The 16,226-nt window shown below is 60.0% G+C and carries 12 protein-coding genes and 2 pseudogenes; all 14 read left to right on the top strand.

All coding sequences use genetic code 11. The annotated features are described in order from the left end of the window. The first annotated feature begins 22 nt into the window (after nt 1-22). The 14 genes and pseudogenes from LRS56_20020 (at nt 23) to ispD (ending at nt 16,226) form a co-directional block, all read left to right on the top strand. The gene (locus tag LRS56_20020; GenBank protein WDU61118.1) at nt 23-526 is read left to right on the top strand and encodes an OmpH family outer membrane protein; all 504 of its coding nucleotides are present in this window, start codon (nt 23-25) and stop codon (nt 524-526) included. A 3-nt stretch (nt 527-529) separates the two neighbouring features. Beyond that, on the top strand, nt 530-1,585 hold the full coding sequence (lpxD, locus tag LRS56_20015; GenBank protein ID WDU61117.1) for a UDP-3-O-(3-hydroxymyristoyl)glucosamine N-acyltransferase: 1,056 nt from the start codon (nt 530-532) through the stop codon (nt 1,583-1,585). Nucleotides 1,586-1,696: 111 nt separating this feature from the next. Further along, nucleotides 1,697-2,137: a 3-hydroxyacyl-ACP dehydratase FabZ gene (gene fabZ, locus LRS56_20010; GenBank protein ID WDU61116.1), complete on the top strand. Its 441-nt coding sequence runs from the start codon at nt 1,697-1,699 to the stop codon at nt 2,135-2,137. After that, complete coding sequence (lpxA, locus tag LRS56_20005) at nt 2,134-2,910, top strand: acyl-ACP--UDP-N-acetylglucosamine O-acyltransferase (GenBank protein ID WDU61115.1); 777 nt, start codon at nt 2,134-2,136, stop codon at nt 2,908-2,910. The genes fabZ and lpxA overlap by 4 nt, the downstream gene beginning before the upstream one ends. Nucleotides 2,911-2,912: 2 nt before the next feature. Further along, complete coding sequence (gene lpxB / locus LRS56_20000) at nt 2,913-4,052, top strand: lipid-A-disaccharide synthase (protein ID WDU61114.1); 1,140 nt, start codon at nt 2,913-2,915, stop codon at nt 4,050-4,052. Next, nucleotides 4,049-4,681 carry a ribonuclease HII gene (gene rnhB, locus LRS56_19995; GenBank protein ID WDU61113.1) on the top strand — a complete coding sequence of 211 codons (633 nt, stop codon included), beginning with the start codon at nt 4,049-4,051 and terminating at the stop codon, nt 4,679-4,681. The genes lpxB and rnhB overlap by 4 nt, the downstream gene beginning before the upstream one ends. Nucleotides 4,682-4,758: 77 nt before the next feature. Then, nucleotides 4,759-8,279: pseudogene (dnaE, locus tag LRS56_19990) on the top strand (DNA polymerase III subunit alpha). Nucleotides 8,280-8,408: 129 nt separating this feature from the next. Then, nucleotides 8,409-9,356: an acetyl-CoA carboxylase carboxyltransferase subunit alpha gene (locus LRS56_19985; GenBank protein WDU61112.1), complete on the top strand. Its 948-nt coding sequence runs from the start codon at nt 8,409-8,411 to the stop codon at nt 9,354-9,356. A gap of 179 nt (nt 9,357-9,535) precedes the next feature. After that, nucleotides 9,536-10,853: pseudogene (tilS, locus tag LRS56_19980) on the top strand (tRNA lysidine(34) synthetase TilS). A 273-nt stretch (nt 10,854-11,126) separates the two neighbouring features. Next, on the top strand, nt 11,127-12,758 hold the full coding sequence (locus LRS56_19975) for a CTP synthase (GenBank protein ID WDU61111.1): 1,632 nt from the start codon (nt 11,127-11,129) through the stop codon (nt 12,756-12,758). 5 nt (nt 12,759-12,763) lie between these two features. Next, nucleotides 12,764-13,609, top strand: coding sequence for a 3-deoxy-8-phosphooctulonate synthase (gene kdsA / locus LRS56_19970; GenBank protein ID WDU61110.1), 846 nt, complete (start codon nt 12,764-12,766; stop codon nt 13,607-13,609). 157 nt (nt 13,610-13,766) lie between these two features. Then, complete coding sequence (gene eno / locus LRS56_19965) at nt 13,767-15,056, top strand: phosphopyruvate hydratase (GenBank protein ID WDU61109.1); 1,290 nt, start codon at nt 13,767-13,769, stop codon at nt 15,054-15,056. 184 nt (nt 15,057-15,240) lie between these two features. Next, a complete protein-coding gene (ftsB, locus tag LRS56_19960; protein ID WDU61108.1) occupies nt 15,241-15,519 on the top strand; it encodes a cell division protein FtsB in 279 nt (92 codons plus the stop codon). Continuing rightward, nucleotides 15,516-16,226 (top strand): 2-C-methyl-D-erythritol 4-phosphate cytidylyltransferase, encoded by a 711-nt coding sequence (gene ispD / locus LRS56_19955; GenBank protein ID WDU61107.1) that lies wholly within the window; start codon nt 15,516-15,518, stop codon nt 16,224-16,226. The genes ftsB and ispD overlap by 4 nt, the downstream gene beginning before the upstream one ends.

The raw sequence follows: 16,226 nt of genomic DNA, 5'->3' as shown, positions 1-16,226 counted from the left end.
ACGGATTCTGTAGGAGTGCATCGTGCGTAAGTTGACTCAATTGGTTCTGCTGGCAACTGTGCTGGTAACCACCCCGGCCTTCGCCGAAATGAAAATCGCCGTCCTGAACTATCAGATGGCGCTGTTGGAATCCGACGCGGCCAAGAAGTACGCGGTAGATGCCGAGAAGAAATTTGGTCCACAACTGACCAAACTCAAGACATTGGAAAGCAGCGCCAAGGGTATCCAGGACCGTCTGGTAGCCGGTGGCGACAAGATGCAGCAAGGCGAGCGCGAGCGTCTGGAGCTTGAATTCAAGCAAAAGGCCCGTGACTACCAGTTCCAGTCCAAAGAACTGAACGAAGCCAAGGCTGTTGCCGACCGTGAAATGCTGAAACAGCTGAAGCCGAAACTCGACAGCGCCGTGGAAGAAGTCATCAAGAAAGGTGCCTTTGACCTGGTGTTCGAGCGTGGCGCTGTAATCGACGTCAAGCCTCAATACGACATCACCCGTCAGGTGATCGAGCGCATGAACCAGCTGAAGTAAGCCATGACCGCGACTATCAAGCTCGGCGAGTTGGCCGAGTTCCTGGGGGCCACCTTGCGTGGCTCCAAGGAGAAAGAAATTACTGGGCTAGCCACCTTGCAGGAGGCTGGCCCAGCTCAGTTGAGCTTCCTCGCAAACCCCCAATACCGTAAATACCTCGTCGACAGCCAGGCTGCAGCCGTGTTGCTGAAAGCCGCTGATGCCGAAGGGTTTGCTGGGGATGCGCTGGTGGTGGCTGACCCGTACCTGGCGTATGCCCGGGTGTCTCACCTGTTCGATCCGAAACCCAAGGCAGCTGCGGGCATTCATCCCTCGGCGGTCATCGCCGATGATGCGCAGGTTGACCCTGCGGCCAGCATCGGTGCGTTTGCGGTGATCGAGAGCGGTGCGCGCATCGCGGCAGGTGTAACGGTCGGTGCGCATTGCTTTATCGGCGCACGCTGCGAAATCGGTGCCGGTGGTTGGTTGGCGCCCCGCGTGACCCTTTACCACGATGTGCGTATCGGTGAGCGTGTGGTCATTCAGTCAGGTGCCGTAATCGGCGGCGAAGGCTTCGGCTTTGCCAACGCCAAAGGTATCTGGAACAAGATTGCCCAGGTCGGCGGCGTATTGATCGGCAACGATGTGGAAATCGGTGTGAACACGGCAGTCGATCGCGGGGCCCTGGCCGATACCGTTATTGGCAATGGCGTGAAACTCGACAACCAGATCCAGATCGCCCACAACGTACAGATTGGCGATCACACCGCGATGGCTGCGTGCGTGGGGATCTCCGGCAGCACCAAAATCGGCAAGCATTGCATGCTCGCCGGTGGCGTAGGTCTGGTGGGGCATATCGATATTTGCGACAACGTATTTATCACCGGCATGACCATGGTGACCCACTCGATTACCGAGCCGGGTGCCTATTCTTCCGGTACCGCCATGCAGCCCGCAGCTGAATGGCGCAAGAGTGCAGCGCGGTTGAGGCAGCTCGACGACATGGCTCGACGCCTCAAACAGCTGGAAAAGCGTGTTGGAGACGTGACCCCTGGCGGTAATGCTTCATCAGAAGGCTGATACCATTTCCATATCAAGTGTGCACAGCCGCTAGACTGCCTCCTTGATTTGCTAGCGGGGCGTGCGTTTAGTTCGCCCGCCCCCAATCTTTATTACAGGCTTCCCCCCGAAATGATGGACATCAACGAGATTCGCGAATACCTGCCTCACCGTTACCCGTTCCTGCTGGTAGACCGCGTGGTGGACCTCAATGTTGAGGAAAAGCGCATTCGTGCCTACAAGAATGTCAGCATCAACGAACCGTTCTTCAATGGTCACTTTCCTGCGCATCCAATCATGCCGGGCGTGTTGATCATCGAAGCGATGGCCCAGGCTGCCGGTATCCTTGGTTTCAAAATGCTCGACCTCAAGCCTGCCGATGGCACGCTTTATTATTTCGTGGGCTCCGACAAGTTGCGTTTCCGCAACCCGGTCACCCCGGGTGACCAGTTGATCCTGGAAGCCAAGTTCATCAGCTGCAAACGCCAGATCTGGAAGTTCGAGTGCCAGGCTTCGGTAGACGGCAAGCCGGTGTGCTCCGCTGAGATCATCTGTGCGGAACGCAAACTATGAGTTTGATTGACCCTCGCGCAATCATCGATCCGTCGGCCGTTCTGGCCGCCGACGTTGAGGTCGGCCCCTGGTCGATCATCGGCGCAGGTGTTGAAATCGGCGAGGGGACTGTCATCGGGCCGCATGTGATCCTCAAAGGTCCGACCCGTATTGGCAAACACAATCGTATCTACCAGTTCTCCTCGGTAGGCGAAGACACCCCGGACATGAAGTACAAGGGTGAAGAAACACGCCTGGTCATCGGTGATCACAACATCATCCGTGAGGGCGTGACCATTCACCGCGGCACCGTGCAGGATCGTGCCGAGACCACCTTGGGTGATCACAACCTGGTCATGGCCTATGCCCATATCGGCCACGACAGTGTGATCGGCAACCACTGCATCCTGGTCAACAACACGGCGTTGGCCGGCCATGTGCACGTTGACGATTGGGCCATTCTGTCCGGGTTCACCCTGGTGCATCAGTATTGCCATATCGGCGCCCACAGCTTTTCCGGCATGGGCACGGCCATAGGCAAGGATGTTCCGGCGTTCGTCACGGTGTTCGGTAACCCTGCCGAAGCCCGTAGCATGAACTTCGAAGGCATGCGCCGGCGTGGTTTCAGCGAAGAGGCTATCCACGCCCTGCGCCGTGCCTACAAGGTGGTTTACCGTCAGGGGCTGACGGTTGACCAGGCATTGACCCAACTGGCCGAGCCGGCAGCGCTGTTCCCGGAAGTCGCGGTGTTCCGTGACTCTATCCAGGCGTCGACTCGCGGCATCACCCGCTGATCATGGCCACTGTGCGTATCGCGCTGGTGGCCGGAGAAGCTTCTGGCGATATTCTGGGCGCAGGGCTTATGCGGGCGCTCAAGGCCCAACACCCGGCGATAGAGTTTATCGGCGTGGGTGGCCCGCTGATGCAGGCCGAAGGCCTCACTTCCTACTTCCCCATGGAGCGTCTGTCGGTCATGGGGCTGGTTGAGGTGCTAGGCCGCCTGCGTGAGCTGTTGGCTCGCCGCAAGCTGCTGATTCAGACTCTTATCGAAGAAAAGCCTGACGTCTTTATCGGAATCGACGCGCCGGATTTCACCCTCAATATCGAACTCAAGTTGCGTCAGGCCGGGATCAAGACCGTGCACTATGTCAGCCCGTCCGTATGGGCCTGGCGGCAGAAGCGCGTGCTGAAGATCCGTGAAGGTTGCGACCTGATGTTGACCCTGCTGCCGTTCGAGGCCAGGTTCTACGAAGAGAAGGGCGTGCCGGTGCGGTTTGTCGGGCATACCCTGGCCGATACCATTCCGTTGCAGGCTGACCGCGCCGCTGCGCGTGCCGAGCTGGGCTTGCTCGATGGCCCGCTGGTTGCGTTGATGCCGGGCAGTCGAGGCGGTGAAGTCGGGCGTCTGGCCAGCGTGTTTTTCGACGCCGCCGAGCGCCTGCAGGCCTTGAAACCGGGTGTGCGTTTCGTGCTGCCGTGTGCCAGCCCGCAACGCCGCGCACAGATCGAAGCCCTGCTGGCAGGCCGCAACTTGCCGCTGACCCTGCTCGACGGCCAGTCGCACCTGGCGCTGGCGGCCTGTGACGCAGTGCTGATCGCGTCGGGCACTGCCACGCTGGAGGCGTTGCTCTACAAGCGCCCTATGGTCGTGGCCTATCGCTTGGCGCCGCTGACGTTCTGGATTCTCAAGCGCATGGTCAAAAGCCCTTATATCTCCTTGCCCAACCTGCTGGCCCAGCGCCTGTTGGTGCCGGAGTTGTTGCAGGACGATGCAACGCCCGAGGCTCTCGCGCAAACCCTACTACCCTTGATCGACGGCGGCGAAGAACAGACCCGCGGTTTTGACGACATCCACCGCACCCTGCGTCGCGATGCATCGAACCAGGCGGCTGACGCCGTATTGACCTTGATCGGCCACAAACAGGACGCTTTATGACCCTACAAATGGGCCTGGATTTCAGTCTGGTAGCCGAAGCCCACGCACTGGTGGCCGGCGTTGACGAGGTAGGGCGTGGCCCCTTGTGTGGCGCAGTCGTCACGGCGGCGGTGATCCTTGACCCGAACCGCCCGATCCTCGGCCTCAATGACTCGAAAAAACTCACCGAAGCCCGTCGCGAAAAGCTCTACGACGAGATTTGTGAAAAGGCCCTGAGCTGGCATATCGCCCGGGCCGAAGTCGAAGAAATCGACCAACTGAACATCCTGCACGCCACCATGCTGGCCATGCAGCGCGCAGTGGAGGGGCTGCACATCACCCCGAAACTGGCGATGATTGACGGCAACCGTTGCCCGAAACTGGCGATGCCGGCGGAAGCGGTGGTCAAGGGGGATAGCAAGGTGCCATCTATCGCCGCCGCCTCGATTCTGGCCAAGGTCAGCCGCGACCGTGAAATGGCCGCGTTCGAATTGATCTACCCCGGTTACGGTATTGGCGGGCATAAAGGCTACCCGACGCCCGTTCATCTGGAAGCGCTGGCTCGTCTTGGCCCGACGCCTATCCACCGTCGCTCGTTCGCCCCGGTGCGCCAGGCTTACGAGCTGCGCGAGAACCTCAGCGAGGTTTAGTCGCGAGGCTGATGTTTTTGCCAAGGCCCGGTACAATCCCGGGCCTTGTTGTTTCCATGTATCAAGACAGGATCACTATGCCGGCTTCATTCGTTCACCTGCGCCTGCACACTGAATACTCCTGGTCGACGGCCTGGTACGGATCAAACCGCTGGTCAAAACCCTGGTGGGCATGAATATGCCTGCGGTCGCGGTGACCGATCAGAACAACATGTGTTCCCTGGTCAAGTTCTACAAGAACGCCATGGGCGCCGGCATCAAGCCGATCTGCGGCGCCGACCTGTGGCTGTCCAACAAAGACCCGGATAACCCCCTGAGCCGTATCAGCCTGCTGGCGATGAATGGCGTGGGTTATCGCAACCTCACCGAACTGATTTCCCGTGGCTTTATCGACGGCCAGCGCAATGGCTCGATCATCATCGAGCGCGAATGGGTCGCCGAGGCGAGCGAAGGCTTGATCATGCTGTCGGCGGCCAAAGAGGGCGAGATCGGTATTGCGCTGCTTGGCGGTAACCCGCATGAGGCTGAAGTGCTGGCGAGCGAGTGGATGCAGGTCTTCCCGGGCCGCTTTTACCTTGAGGTCCAGCGCACCAACCGCCCCAACGACGAAGAGCATCTGCACGCCGCCGTGGCCCTGGCCGACAAGCTGGGCGCGCCGCTGGTCGCCACCAACGATGTGCGCTTTATCAAGAAAGAAGATTTCGAGGCCCACGAAACCCGCGTGTGCATCGGCGAAGGTCGGGCCCTGGATGACCCGCGCCGTTCCAAGAATTACAGCGAAGAGCAGTACCTCAAAAGTGCCGACGAGATGGCCGAGCTGTTCAGCGACCTGCCTGAGGCTCTGGAAAACTCTGTCGAGATCGCCAAGCGCTGCAATATCGAAGTGAAGCTGGGCAAGCACTTTTTGCCCAACTTCCCGATTCCCGATGGCATGACCATCGATGAGTATTTCCGCAAGGTCTCGTTCGATGGCCTGGAAGAACGCCTCAGCGTCCTGTTGCCCAAGGACACCACCGAAGACTACGACGCCAAGCGCCAGGTGTATGTCGACCGGCTGAATTTCGAGCTGGATATCATTATCCAGATGGGGTTCCCCGGTTACTTCCTGATCGTAATGGACTTTATCCAGTGGGCCAAAAGCAACGGCGTGCCGGTAGGTCCGGGCCGGGGGTCAGGTGCCGGTTCGCTGGTGGCCTATGTGCAGAAAATCACCGACCTCGACCCGCTGGAATATGACCTGCTGTTCGAACGGTTCCTGAACCCGGAACGGGTTTCCATGCCCGACTTCGACGTCGACTTCTGCATGGACGGTCGCGACCGCGTGATCGAATACGTGGCCGAGAAATACGGCCGCAACGCCGTGAGCCAGATCATCACCTTCGGTTCCATGGCGGCCAAGGCGGTAATCCGTGATGTGGCGCGGGTGCAGGGCAAGTCCTACGGCTTGGCGGATCGCCTGTCGAAGATGATCCCGTTCGAAGTCGGCATGACTCTTGAGAAGGCTTATGAGCAGGAAGAAATCCTGCGCGACTTCATCAAGGTGGATGAAGAAGCCGCCGAAATCTGGGACATGGCGCGCAAGCTTGAAGGCGTGGTGCGTAACGTCGGTAAACACGCCGGTGGGGTGGTCATTGCGCCGACCAAGCTGACCGACTTTTCGCCGATCTATTGCGATGAGGAAGGCGGCGGCCTGGTCACCCAGTTCGACAAGGACGACGTGGAGGCGGCCGGCCTGGTGAAGTTCGACTTCCTCGGCCTGCGGACCCTGACAATCATCGACTGGGCACTCAAGACGATTAACCGCGACCGCGCCAAGGTCGACGAAGCGCCACTGGATATCGCGTTTATCCCTCTGGACGATAAGCCGACCTACGCCTTGCTGCAAAAAGCCGAAACCACGGCGGTGTTCCAGCTTGAGTCACGTGGCATGAAAGAGCTGATCAAAAAGCTCAAGCCCGACTGCCTGGAAGACTTGATCGCACTGGTGGCGCTGTTCCGTCCGGGCCCGCTGCAATCAGGCATGGTGGATGACTTCATCAACCGTAAGCACGGGCGTGCCGAGCTGGCGTACCCGCACTCGGACTACCAGTACGAGGGCCTCAAGCCGGTACTGGCGCCGACTTACGGCATCATCCTGTATCAGGAACAGGTGATGCAGATCGCTCAGGTCATGGCCGGTTACACCCTCGGCGGTGCGGACATGCTGCGTCGCGCCATGGGTAAGAAAAAGCCCGAGGAAATGGCCAAGCAGCGCGGCGGTTTCATTGAAGGTTGCGCCACCAACAATATCGACGCCGACCTCGCCGGTAACATCTTCGACCTGGTGGAAAAGTTCGCCGGTTACGGCTTCAACAAATCCCACTCCGCCGCTTATGGCCTGGTGTCGTACCAGACCGCCTGGCTGAAAGCCCATTACCCGGCGCCGTTCATGGCGGCGGTACTCTCGGCGGACATGCACAACACCGACAAGGTCGTGACCTTGATCGAGGAAGTGCGCACCATGAAGCTGCGCCTCGACGCGCCGGATGTGAACGCCTCGGAGTTCAAGTTCACGGTGAATGACGAGGGTCGCATCATCTATGGCCTGGGCGCGATCAAGGGCGTGGGTGAGGGGCCGGTGGAAGCCATCACCGAGGCGCGCCAGGATGGGCCATTCAAGGACCTGTTCGACTTCTGTGCGCGGGTTGACCTCAAGCGCATCAACAAGCGCACCCTCGATGGTTTGATCCGCAGCGGTGCGCTTGATCGCCTCGGCCCGTATTTTCATGATGAGCCCAAGGCTTACCAGGCCAATATCGACCGCAACCGGGCGGTGCTGCTGACCGCCATGGAAGAAGCGATCAAGGCCGCCGAACAGACTGCCCGCACCCACGACAGCGGCCACGCCGACCTGTTTGGCGGGCTGTTTGTCGAGGAAGACGCCGATGTTTACGCCAACCATCGCAAGGCCAAGGAGCTGACTCTCAAGGAACGTCTCAAGGGTGAGAAAGACACCCTGGGCCTGTACCTGACCGGTCACCCGATTGACGAATACGAAGGCGAAATCCGCCGTTTCGCCCGCCAGCGCATCATCGACCTGAAACCGGCGCGGGACACCCAGACCGTCGCTGGCATGATCATCGCCCTGCGGGTGATGAAAAATAAAAAGGGCGACAAGATGGGCTTTATCACTCTGGATGACCGTTCGGGGCGGATCGAAGCCTCGCTGTTTGCCGACGCATTCCACTCCGCGCAGTCGCTGTTGCAGACGGACGCCATGGTGGTGGTGGAAGGGGAGGTCAGCAACGATGACTTCTCCGGCGGCCTGCGCCTGCGGATCAAGCGGGTGATGAGCATGGAAGATGCGCGCACCAATTTGGCCGAAAGCCTGCGCCTCAAGGTCAAGACCGAAGCCCTCAAGGGCGATCAGCTACGCTGGTTGGGTGACCTGCTCAAGCGTCACCGTGGCGCATGCCCGGTGACCATGGAGTACACCGGCAACGACGCCAAGGCCATGTTGCAGTTTGGCGAGACCTGGCGAATTGATCCCGCTGATGGCTTGATTCAAGCATTGCGTGACCAGTTCGGGCGAGACAACGTCTTCCTCCAATACCGTTGACGGTCAGATATGTCTGACCTCGACTGAACATTTAATCTCGACCTAACCGCGCCTCTCACTTAATGTAGGGCGCGAATAGACAACCGGCTGGCCAGGGGCTCCCTGGCCGTCGACCCAAGACGGACGCTTATGAACCCGAATTTTCTTGATTTCGAACAGCCGATCGCTGACCTGCAAGCCAAGATTGAAGAATTGCGCCTGGTCGGCAATGACAATTCGCTGAATATCGGCGATGAGATCGCTCGCCTGCAAGACAAGAGCAGCACGCTCACCGAAGACATCTTCGGCAAGCTGACCAGCTGGCAGATTGCGCGCCTGGCTCGCCATCCGCGCCGTCCGTACACCCTGGACTACATTCAGCACATCTTCACCGAGTTCGACGAGCTGCATGGCGACCGCCACTTTTCCGACGACGCGGCCATCGTGGGCGGTATCGCTCGCCTGGACGACCAGCCGGTGATGGTGATCGGTCACCAGAAAGGCCGTGAAGTGCGCGAGAAAGTGCGCCGCAACTTCGGCATGCCGCGTCCGGAAGGCTACCGCAAGGCCTGCCGCCTGATGGAAATGGCCGAACGCTTCAAAATGCCGATTCTGACCTTCATCGACACCCCGGGTGCCTACCCGGGTATCGACGCCGAAGAACGCAACCAGAGCGAAGCGATTGCCTGGAACCTGCGCGTCATGTCCCGCCTGAAAACCCCGATCATCGCCACCGTGATTGGTGAAGGTGGTTCCGGCGGCGCACTGGCGATTGGCGTCTGTGACCAACTGAACATGCTGCAATATTCGACCTACGCGGTGATTTCGCCGGAAGGTTGCGCGTCGATCCTGTGGAAAACCGCCGAAAAGGCCCCGGACGCCGCTGAAGCCATGGGCATCACGGCCGATCGCCTCAAGGGCCTTGGGATCGTCGACAAAGTGATCGCCGAGCCACTGGGCGGCGCTCACCGCGACCCGGCTGCTGCTGCCGCGACTATCCGTGGTGAACTGGCCTCGCAACTGGCGATGCTCAAGAAGCTGGATAACGAAGCGCTGCTGGCCCGTCGTTATGAGCGCCTGATGAGCTACGGTCTCTGATCAAGCACTGATCTGGCAGACTATGCAGTACTAATGTGGGAGCGGGCTTGCTCGCGAATGCGGTGTATCAGTCAACATATCCAGTGACTGACACATCGCATTCGCGAGCAAGCCCGCTCCCACATTTGCTTTGTGTATGCTGGGTTTATCGCATTCCAGATTGATGGCGGTACTTTGTTATGAAGCCGGCTCTATCCGCCAAACTCCTGAAAAAGCTGGCCCCCTGGCGCAACGCCCCGGCCTGGCATATCGCCTTTTCTGGCGGTCTCGATTCCACCGTCCTGCTACACCTCCTGGCCACCCTGGCAAAAACCGAAACCCTCCCGCCACTCAGCGCGATCCATGTCCACCATGGCCTGCAAGCCGCCGCCGACGCCTGGCCTCACCATTGCCAAACCGTATGTGACGGCCTGGGCGTGCCCTTGCGGGTTATGCACGTGCAAGTGCAGTTCGGCGCAAGCCTTGAGCGCGCTGCCCGCGATGCGCGTTACCAGGCATTCAGTGAGGCGGTCGGGGCAGGGAGGTGATGCTCACCGGCCAGCATCGCGACGATCAAGCCGAAACCCTGTTGTTTCGCCTGTTGCGTGGCGCCGGGGTACGAGGGCTGGCGGCCATGCCAGTGCATCGCCCGTTGGCGGACGGGCACTTGGTGCGGCCGTTGCTGGGCGCCTCGCGGGGTGAATTGGAAGCCTATGCCCATGAACATCGGTTGCAGTGGATTGAAGACCCGTCCAATGCCGATCCCCGGTTCTCGCGTAATTACTTGCGCCATCGCGTGCTCCCGGCGCTGACCGAGCGCTGGCCTCAAGTGCTCTCAAGCCTGGCGCGCAGCGCCGAACACCTGAGCGAGGCCCAAGGGTTGCTCGACGAATTGGCTGTGTTGGACCTCAAGGCCGCCAATCAGCCTTCGCCGCTTCCGTGGTTGCCTTTGCCGTCATTGGCCCTTGTTGCATTGCGCGAACTTTCCGACGCTCGTCAGCGTAATGCCCTGCGCCACTGGCTGACCCCCTGACCCGTTTACCCGACAGCGACCACTGGGCCGGCTGGTATTCCCTGCGCGATGCCAAGGGCGACGCGCAGCCCGTATGGCGCCTGGCGGATGGCGAGTTACACCGCTGTGGCGAACGTATCTGGTGGCTGCCCTTCAGTTGGTCGGAATATTCCGACGCAACGCTGAGCTGGCCCGATCCGCAAAACCCACTAGAGTTACCCGGCAATGGGCAGCTGAGATTTATCGGCAAGGCCCCGGAAGGCCCGCTGGTGGTCGGTTATCGACAAGGCGGTGAAATCATCGAAGTGCCAGGCCGAGGCCGGCGCGACCTGAAGCGCCTGCTTAATGAAAGTGGGTTGCCGGGCTTCGTCCGTGGCAGATTGCCGCTGCTGTATCAGGGCGAGCAATTGCTGGCTGTCCCAAGCCTTGCAGGGCCATGGGCCAAGTCGCCCGGCGACTGGCAATTGGATTGGATGCCACAGACTTGCGATCAAGGTTTGAGCTGATAGAGCCTTTCCGGTAGACTACGCTCCCTTCTTGATACAACTTCTGTGGATTCGACTGAATCGCAGCAGTTGCCGATTACCAAGCAGTCTTTGCTGGGCGATTCCAAAAAATGTGTAGCGATCAACGTACCGGTGTTTCATTACTGGTCTGTCACCACGCGGCGGTTTTTTTGAAAGGTGCACTGTGATTAATGCAGGTGATCGGGGGCTTCGGCCTTCCTTCGCTTTCCCCGGCGGCTCGGACCGCTTTAACGCAGACTTCTAGGGTTTTTCATGACGCGCTACATATTCGTCACGGGCGGTGTTGTTTCTTCATTGGGGAAAGGCATTGCCTCCGCTTCATTGGCGGCCATCCTGGAGGCGCGGGGACTTAAGGTCACCATGCTCAAGCTGGACCCGTACATCAACGTTGACCCGGGCACCATGAGCCCGTTCCAGCACGGTGAAGTGTTCGTCACCCACGACGGCGCCGAGACTGACCTGGACCTGGGCCACTACGAGCGGTTCATCCGCACGACCATGACCCAGAACAACAACTTCACCACCGGCCGTGTCTACGAGCACGTGCTGCGCAAAGAGCGCCGTGGTGACTATCTGGGTGCAACCATCCAGGTGATCCCGCACATCACCGACGAAATCAAGCGCCGCATCATCAAGGGTGCAGGCGATGCCGACGTGGCGATGGTCGAGATCGGTGGCACCGTGGGTGACATCGAATCCCAACCGTTTCTCGAAGCCATCCGCCAGCTGCGTTTCGAAGTCGGCGCCAAGCGCGCGATGCTGATGCACCTGACGCTGGTGCCGTACATCGCCACCGCCGGTGAAACCAAAACCAAGCCTACCCAGCACTCGGTCAAGGAACTGCGTTCCATCGGCCTGCAGCCGGACGTGCTGGTGTGCCGCTCGGATCACCCGATCGATATCTCGTCGCGTCGCAAGATCGCGCAGTTCACCAACGTTGAAGAACGTGCGGTGATCGCCCTGGAAGACGCCGACACCATCTACAAGATCCCGGGCATCCTGCACTCGCAAGGCCTGGACGATTTTGTGGTCGAGCGTTTCGGCCTGCAGTGCAACGGCGCGGACCTGTCCGAGTGGGAAGCCGTGGTCGATGCCAAGCTCAACCCTGAGCATGAAGTCACCATCGCCATGGTCGGCAAGTACATGGAGCTGCTGGACGCGTACAAGTCGCTGATCGAAGCGATGAGCCACGCCGGTATCAGCAACCGTACCAAGGTCAACCTGCGCTACATCGATTCCGAAGACATCGAGAACCAGGGCACCGCGCTGCTCGAAGGTGTTGACGCGATCCTCGTCCCAGGCGGTTTCGGCCTGCGTGGCGTGGAAGGCAAGATCACGGCCGTGCAGTACGCCCGTGAGAACAAAGTGCCGTACCTGGGCATCTGCCTGGGCATGCAAGTGGCCGTTATCGAGTTCGCCCGTAACGTGCTGGGCTGGAAAGACGCCAACTCCACCGAGTTCGACAGCAAGAGCGGCCACCCGGTCGTGGGCTTGATCACTGAGTGGGAAGATGCCACCGGTGCCGTTGAAACCCGTACCGAAGCCTCCGACCTGGGCGGCACCATGCGCCTTGGCGCACAGGATTGCCTGCTGGAGCCGGGCTCGCTGGTTCACGACTGCTACGGCAAGGACGTGATCGTCGAGCGTCACCGTCACCGCTACGAAGTGAACAACAACCTGCTGCCGCAAATCAAAGAGGCCGGCCTGAAAATCTCCGGTCGCTCCGGTGATGGCGCGCTGGTTGAAGTGGTCGAGGCGCCGGACCATCCGTGGTTCGTGGCGTGCCAGTTCCACCCTGAGTTCACCTCGACGCCGCGCGACGGTCACCCGTTGTTCAGCGGCTTCGTCAAAGCTGCACTGACGCAACATCAGAAGAAGGCGTAACCCTGATGGCCCAGAAGATCATTCGCGTAGGCGACATCGAGATTGCCAACGACAAGCCCATGGTGCTGTTCGGTGGCATGAACGTGCTGGAAAGCCGTGACATGGCGATGCAGGTCTGTGAAGAGTACGTCAAGGTCACCCAGAAACTGGGTATCCCTTATGTGTTCAAGGCCAGCTTCGACAAGGCCAACCGTTCGTCGGTGACCTCCTATCGCGGCCCGGGCCTTGAAGAAGGCATGCGGATCTTCCAGGACATCAAGCAAGCCTTCGGCGTGCCGATCATCACCGACGTCCACGAGCCTGAACAGGCTGCGGTGGTCGCCGAGGTGTGCGACATCATCCAGTTGCCGGCCTTCCTGTCGCGCCAGACCGACCTTGTGGTCGCCATGGCCAAGACCGGCGCTGTGATCAATATCAAGAAAGCCCAGTTCCTCGCGCCCCAGGAAATGAAACACATCCTGAACAAGTGCGTGGAAGCGGGTAACGACCAGTTGATCCTCTGCGAGCGTGGTTCGAGCTTCGGCTATAACAACCTCGTGGTGGACATGCTCGGTTTCGGCATCATGAAACAGTTCGAATACCCGGTGTTCTTCGACGTGACCCACGCGCTGCAAATGCCCGGTGGTCGTGCCGATTCCGCTGGCGGGCGTCGTGCCCAGGTGCTGGACCTGGCCAAGGCTGGCATCAGCCAGTCCCTGGCCGGCCTGTTCCTGGAAGCCCACCCGGACCCGGACAACGCCAAATGCGACGGCCCCTGCGCCCTGCGCCTGGACAAGCTGGAGCCTTTTCTGGCCCAGCTCAAACAGTTGGATGAACTGGTCAAGAGTTTTCCGACGGTAGAGACCGCGTAACGGCCGTTTCTCCGGTAGACTTTCCCTCGCTTTACGCTCAGGCCCACGGGCCTGGGCCTTGTCGCCTGCAAGCCTGCCCCGTTGTTCCACCCTTGCGGTCGGTCAAAAGATTTCCTTCAGCTGCGTCGTTTTCGTCAACTTTGGAGTGTTTACAACAATGGCAAAAATCGTCGACATCAAAGGTCGTGAAGTTCTCGACTCCCGTGGCAACCCCACCGTCGAAGCCGACGTGCTTCTCGATAACGGCATCATCGGCAGCGCCTGCGCGCCGTCCGGTGCTTCCACAGGTTCGCGCGAAGCGCTGGAACTGCGTGATGGCGACAAGAGCCGTTACCTGGGCAAAGGTGTACTCAAGGCTGTAGCCAACATCAACGGCCCGATCCGTGACTTGTTGCTGGGCAAGGACCCGCTGGACCAGAAAGCCCTGGACCACGCGATGATCAAGCTCGACGGCACCGAAAACAAAGGCAGCCTGGGTGCCAACGCCATCCTCGCCGTGTCGCTGGCTGCTGCCAAGGCCGCCGCACAGGACCAGGACCTGCCGCTGTACGCCCACATCGCCAACCTGAACGGTACTCCGGGTGTGTACTCGATGCCGGTTCCGATGATGAACATCATCAACGGTGGCGAGCACGCCGATAACAACGTCGACATCCAGGAATTCATGGTGCAGCCGGTTGGCGCCAAGACCTTCTCCGAAGGCCTGCGCATGGGCACCGAGATTTTCCATCACCTCAAGGCTGTCCTGAAGGCCCGTGGCCTGAGCACTGCTGTGGGTGACGAAGGGGGGTTCGCACCGAACCTGGCGTCCAACGAAGATGCACTCAAAGTGATCTCCGAAGCCGTGGCCAATGCAGGCTACAAGCTAGGCACCGACGTGACTCTGGCCCTGGACTGCGCGGCCAGCGAGTTCTTCGATGACGGTAAATACAACCTGTCCGGTGAAGGCCACGTGTTCACCTCCGAAGGTTTTGCCGACTACCTGAAGGGCCTCACCGAGCGCTACCCGATCATCTCGATCGAAGACGGCCTGGACGAGTCCGACTGGGCAGGCTGGAAAGTCCTCACCGACAAGATCGGCGAGAAAATCCAGCTGGTGGGCGACGACTTGTTCGTGACCAACACCAAGATCCTGAAAGAAGGCATCGATAAAAAGATCGCCAACTCGATCCTGATCAAGTTCAACCAGATCGGCACCCTGACCGAAACCCTGGAAGCCATCCAGATGGCCAAGGCTGCGGGCTACACTGCCGTGATCTCCCACCGCTCCGGCGAAACCGAAGATTCGACCATCGCCGACCTGGCCGTGGGCACTTCGGCGGGTCAGATCAAAACCGGCTCCCTGTGCCGCTCCGACCGCGTTTCCAAGTACAACCAATTGCTGCGTATCGAAGAGCAACTGGCTGGCAAAGCCAAGTACAACGGTCGCAGCGAGTTTCGCGGCTGATCGCTACTTGATGGTAAAGCGTGGTAAAAAGTCGGCGGATTGCGTCGGAAAACTCACGACAGTGTAGATTTCGACGCTAATCTGATGGCTATCAAGCACAAGCCTGGTTTTTCCAGGCTTCGTGCTATCAGTTGCTGCAAAAGTTTTGCATGGCGGTCTTTTTTCACTGGATACCCGATATTCGATGCGCAGTCCCAATTGGTTGTTCCTCGTCTTGCTCTTGTTGCTGGCTGGCCTGCAGTACCGCCTATGGGTGGGTAATGGCAGCTTTGCGCAGGTAAAAGACCTGACCCAGCAAATTGCCGACCAGCACGCCGAAAACGAACGCCTGCTGGAGCGCAACCGCGTCCTCGATGCCGAAGTGCTTGAGCTGAAAAAAGGTACGGAGACCGTTGAAGAACGGGCTCGTCATGAACTGGGCATGGTCAAGGAGGGCGAAACCCTCTACCAGTTGGCCCAATGAGTATTTCTTCACCGGCCTTCTGGGCCGTGATTCCTGCCGCGGGTGTGGGTGCCCGTATGGCCGCGGACCGTCCCAAGCAATATCTGCAACTGGGCGGGCGCACAATTCTCGAACACAGCCTTGGCTGCTTCCTCGATCACCCGGGCCTTAAGGGCATGGTGGTCAGCCTTGCCGTGGATGATCCTTATTGGCCCAACCTGGCCTGCGCCACCGACCCGCGCATTGTGCGGGTGGACGGTGGCGACGAGCGCTCGGGTTCGGTGCTCAACGCGTTGCTGTACCTGCATGGCCAGGGCGCCAGCGATGAGGATTGGGTGCTGGTGCACGATGCTGCACGCCCCAACCTCAGCCGCGACGACCTCGACAAGCTGCTGGACGAACTGGCCGACGACGCCGTGGGCGGCCTGCTGGCGGTGCCGGCCAGGGACACGCTCAAGCGCGCTGACAAGCAGGGCCGGGTCACCGCAACCGTGGACCGCAGCGAAATCTGGCAGGCCTACACCCCGCAGATGTTCCGCCTGGGAGCACTGCATCGGGCGCTGGCCGACAGCCTGGTCTCGGATGTGGTGATCACCGACGAAGCCTCCGCCATGGAGTGGGCCGGGCACGCGCCGCGCCTGGTCGAAGGCCGCTCCGACAATATCAAGGTCACCCGCCCGGAAGACCTTGAGTGGCTGCGCCAGCGCCGGGCCAATCAGTCTGTTTGA

The sequence above is a fragment of the Pseudomonas poae genome (assembly GCA_028869255.1).
Lineage (GTDB): Bacteria > Pseudomonadota > Gammaproteobacteria > Pseudomonadales > Pseudomonadaceae > Aquipseudomonas > Aquipseudomonas poae_C.
Note: the sequence above shows the minus strand (reverse complement) of the source record. Positions and strands in the feature narration are given on the sequence as shown.

What these genes read in the sequence shown, in the direction of transcription:
- LRS56_19985 (WDU61112.1), top strand. Translation starts at nt 8,409, where the DNA reads ATGAACCCGAATTTTCTTGATTTCGAACAGCCGATCGCTGACCTGCAA.
- rnhB (WDU61113.1), top strand. Translation starts at nt 4,049, where the DNA reads ATGACCCTACAAATGGGCCTGGATTTCAGTCTGGTAGCCGAAGCCCAC.
- lpxD (WDU61117.1), top strand. Translation starts at nt 530, where the DNA reads ATGACCGCGACTATCAAGCTCGGCGAGTTGGCCGAGTTCCTGGGGGCC.
- eno (WDU61109.1), top strand. Translation starts at nt 13,767, where the DNA reads ATGGCAAAAATCGTCGACATCAAAGGTCGTGAAGTTCTCGACTCCCGT.
- lpxA (WDU61115.1), top strand. Translation starts at nt 2,134, where the DNA reads ATGAGTTTGATTGACCCTCGCGCAATCATCGATCCGTCGGCCGTTCTG.
- LRS56_19975 (WDU61111.1), top strand. Translation starts at nt 11,127, where the DNA reads ATGACGCGCTACATATTCGTCACGGGCGGTGTTGTTTCTTCATTGGGG.
- fabZ (WDU61116.1), top strand. Translation starts at nt 1,697, where the DNA reads ATGATGGACATCAACGAGATTCGCGAATACCTGCCTCACCGTTACCCG.
- ftsB (WDU61108.1), top strand. Translation starts at nt 15,241, where the DNA reads ATGCGCAGTCCCAATTGGTTGTTCCTCGTCTTGCTCTTGTTGCTGGCT.
- ispD (WDU61107.1), top strand. Translation starts at nt 15,516, where the DNA reads ATGAGTATTTCTTCACCGGCCTTCTGGGCCGTGATTCCTGCCGCGGGT.
- kdsA (WDU61110.1), top strand. Translation starts at nt 12,764, where the DNA reads ATGGCCCAGAAGATCATTCGCGTAGGCGACATCGAGATTGCCAACGAC.
- lpxB (WDU61114.1), top strand. Translation starts at nt 2,913, where the DNA reads ATGGCCACTGTGCGTATCGCGCTGGTGGCCGGAGAAGCTTCTGGCGAT.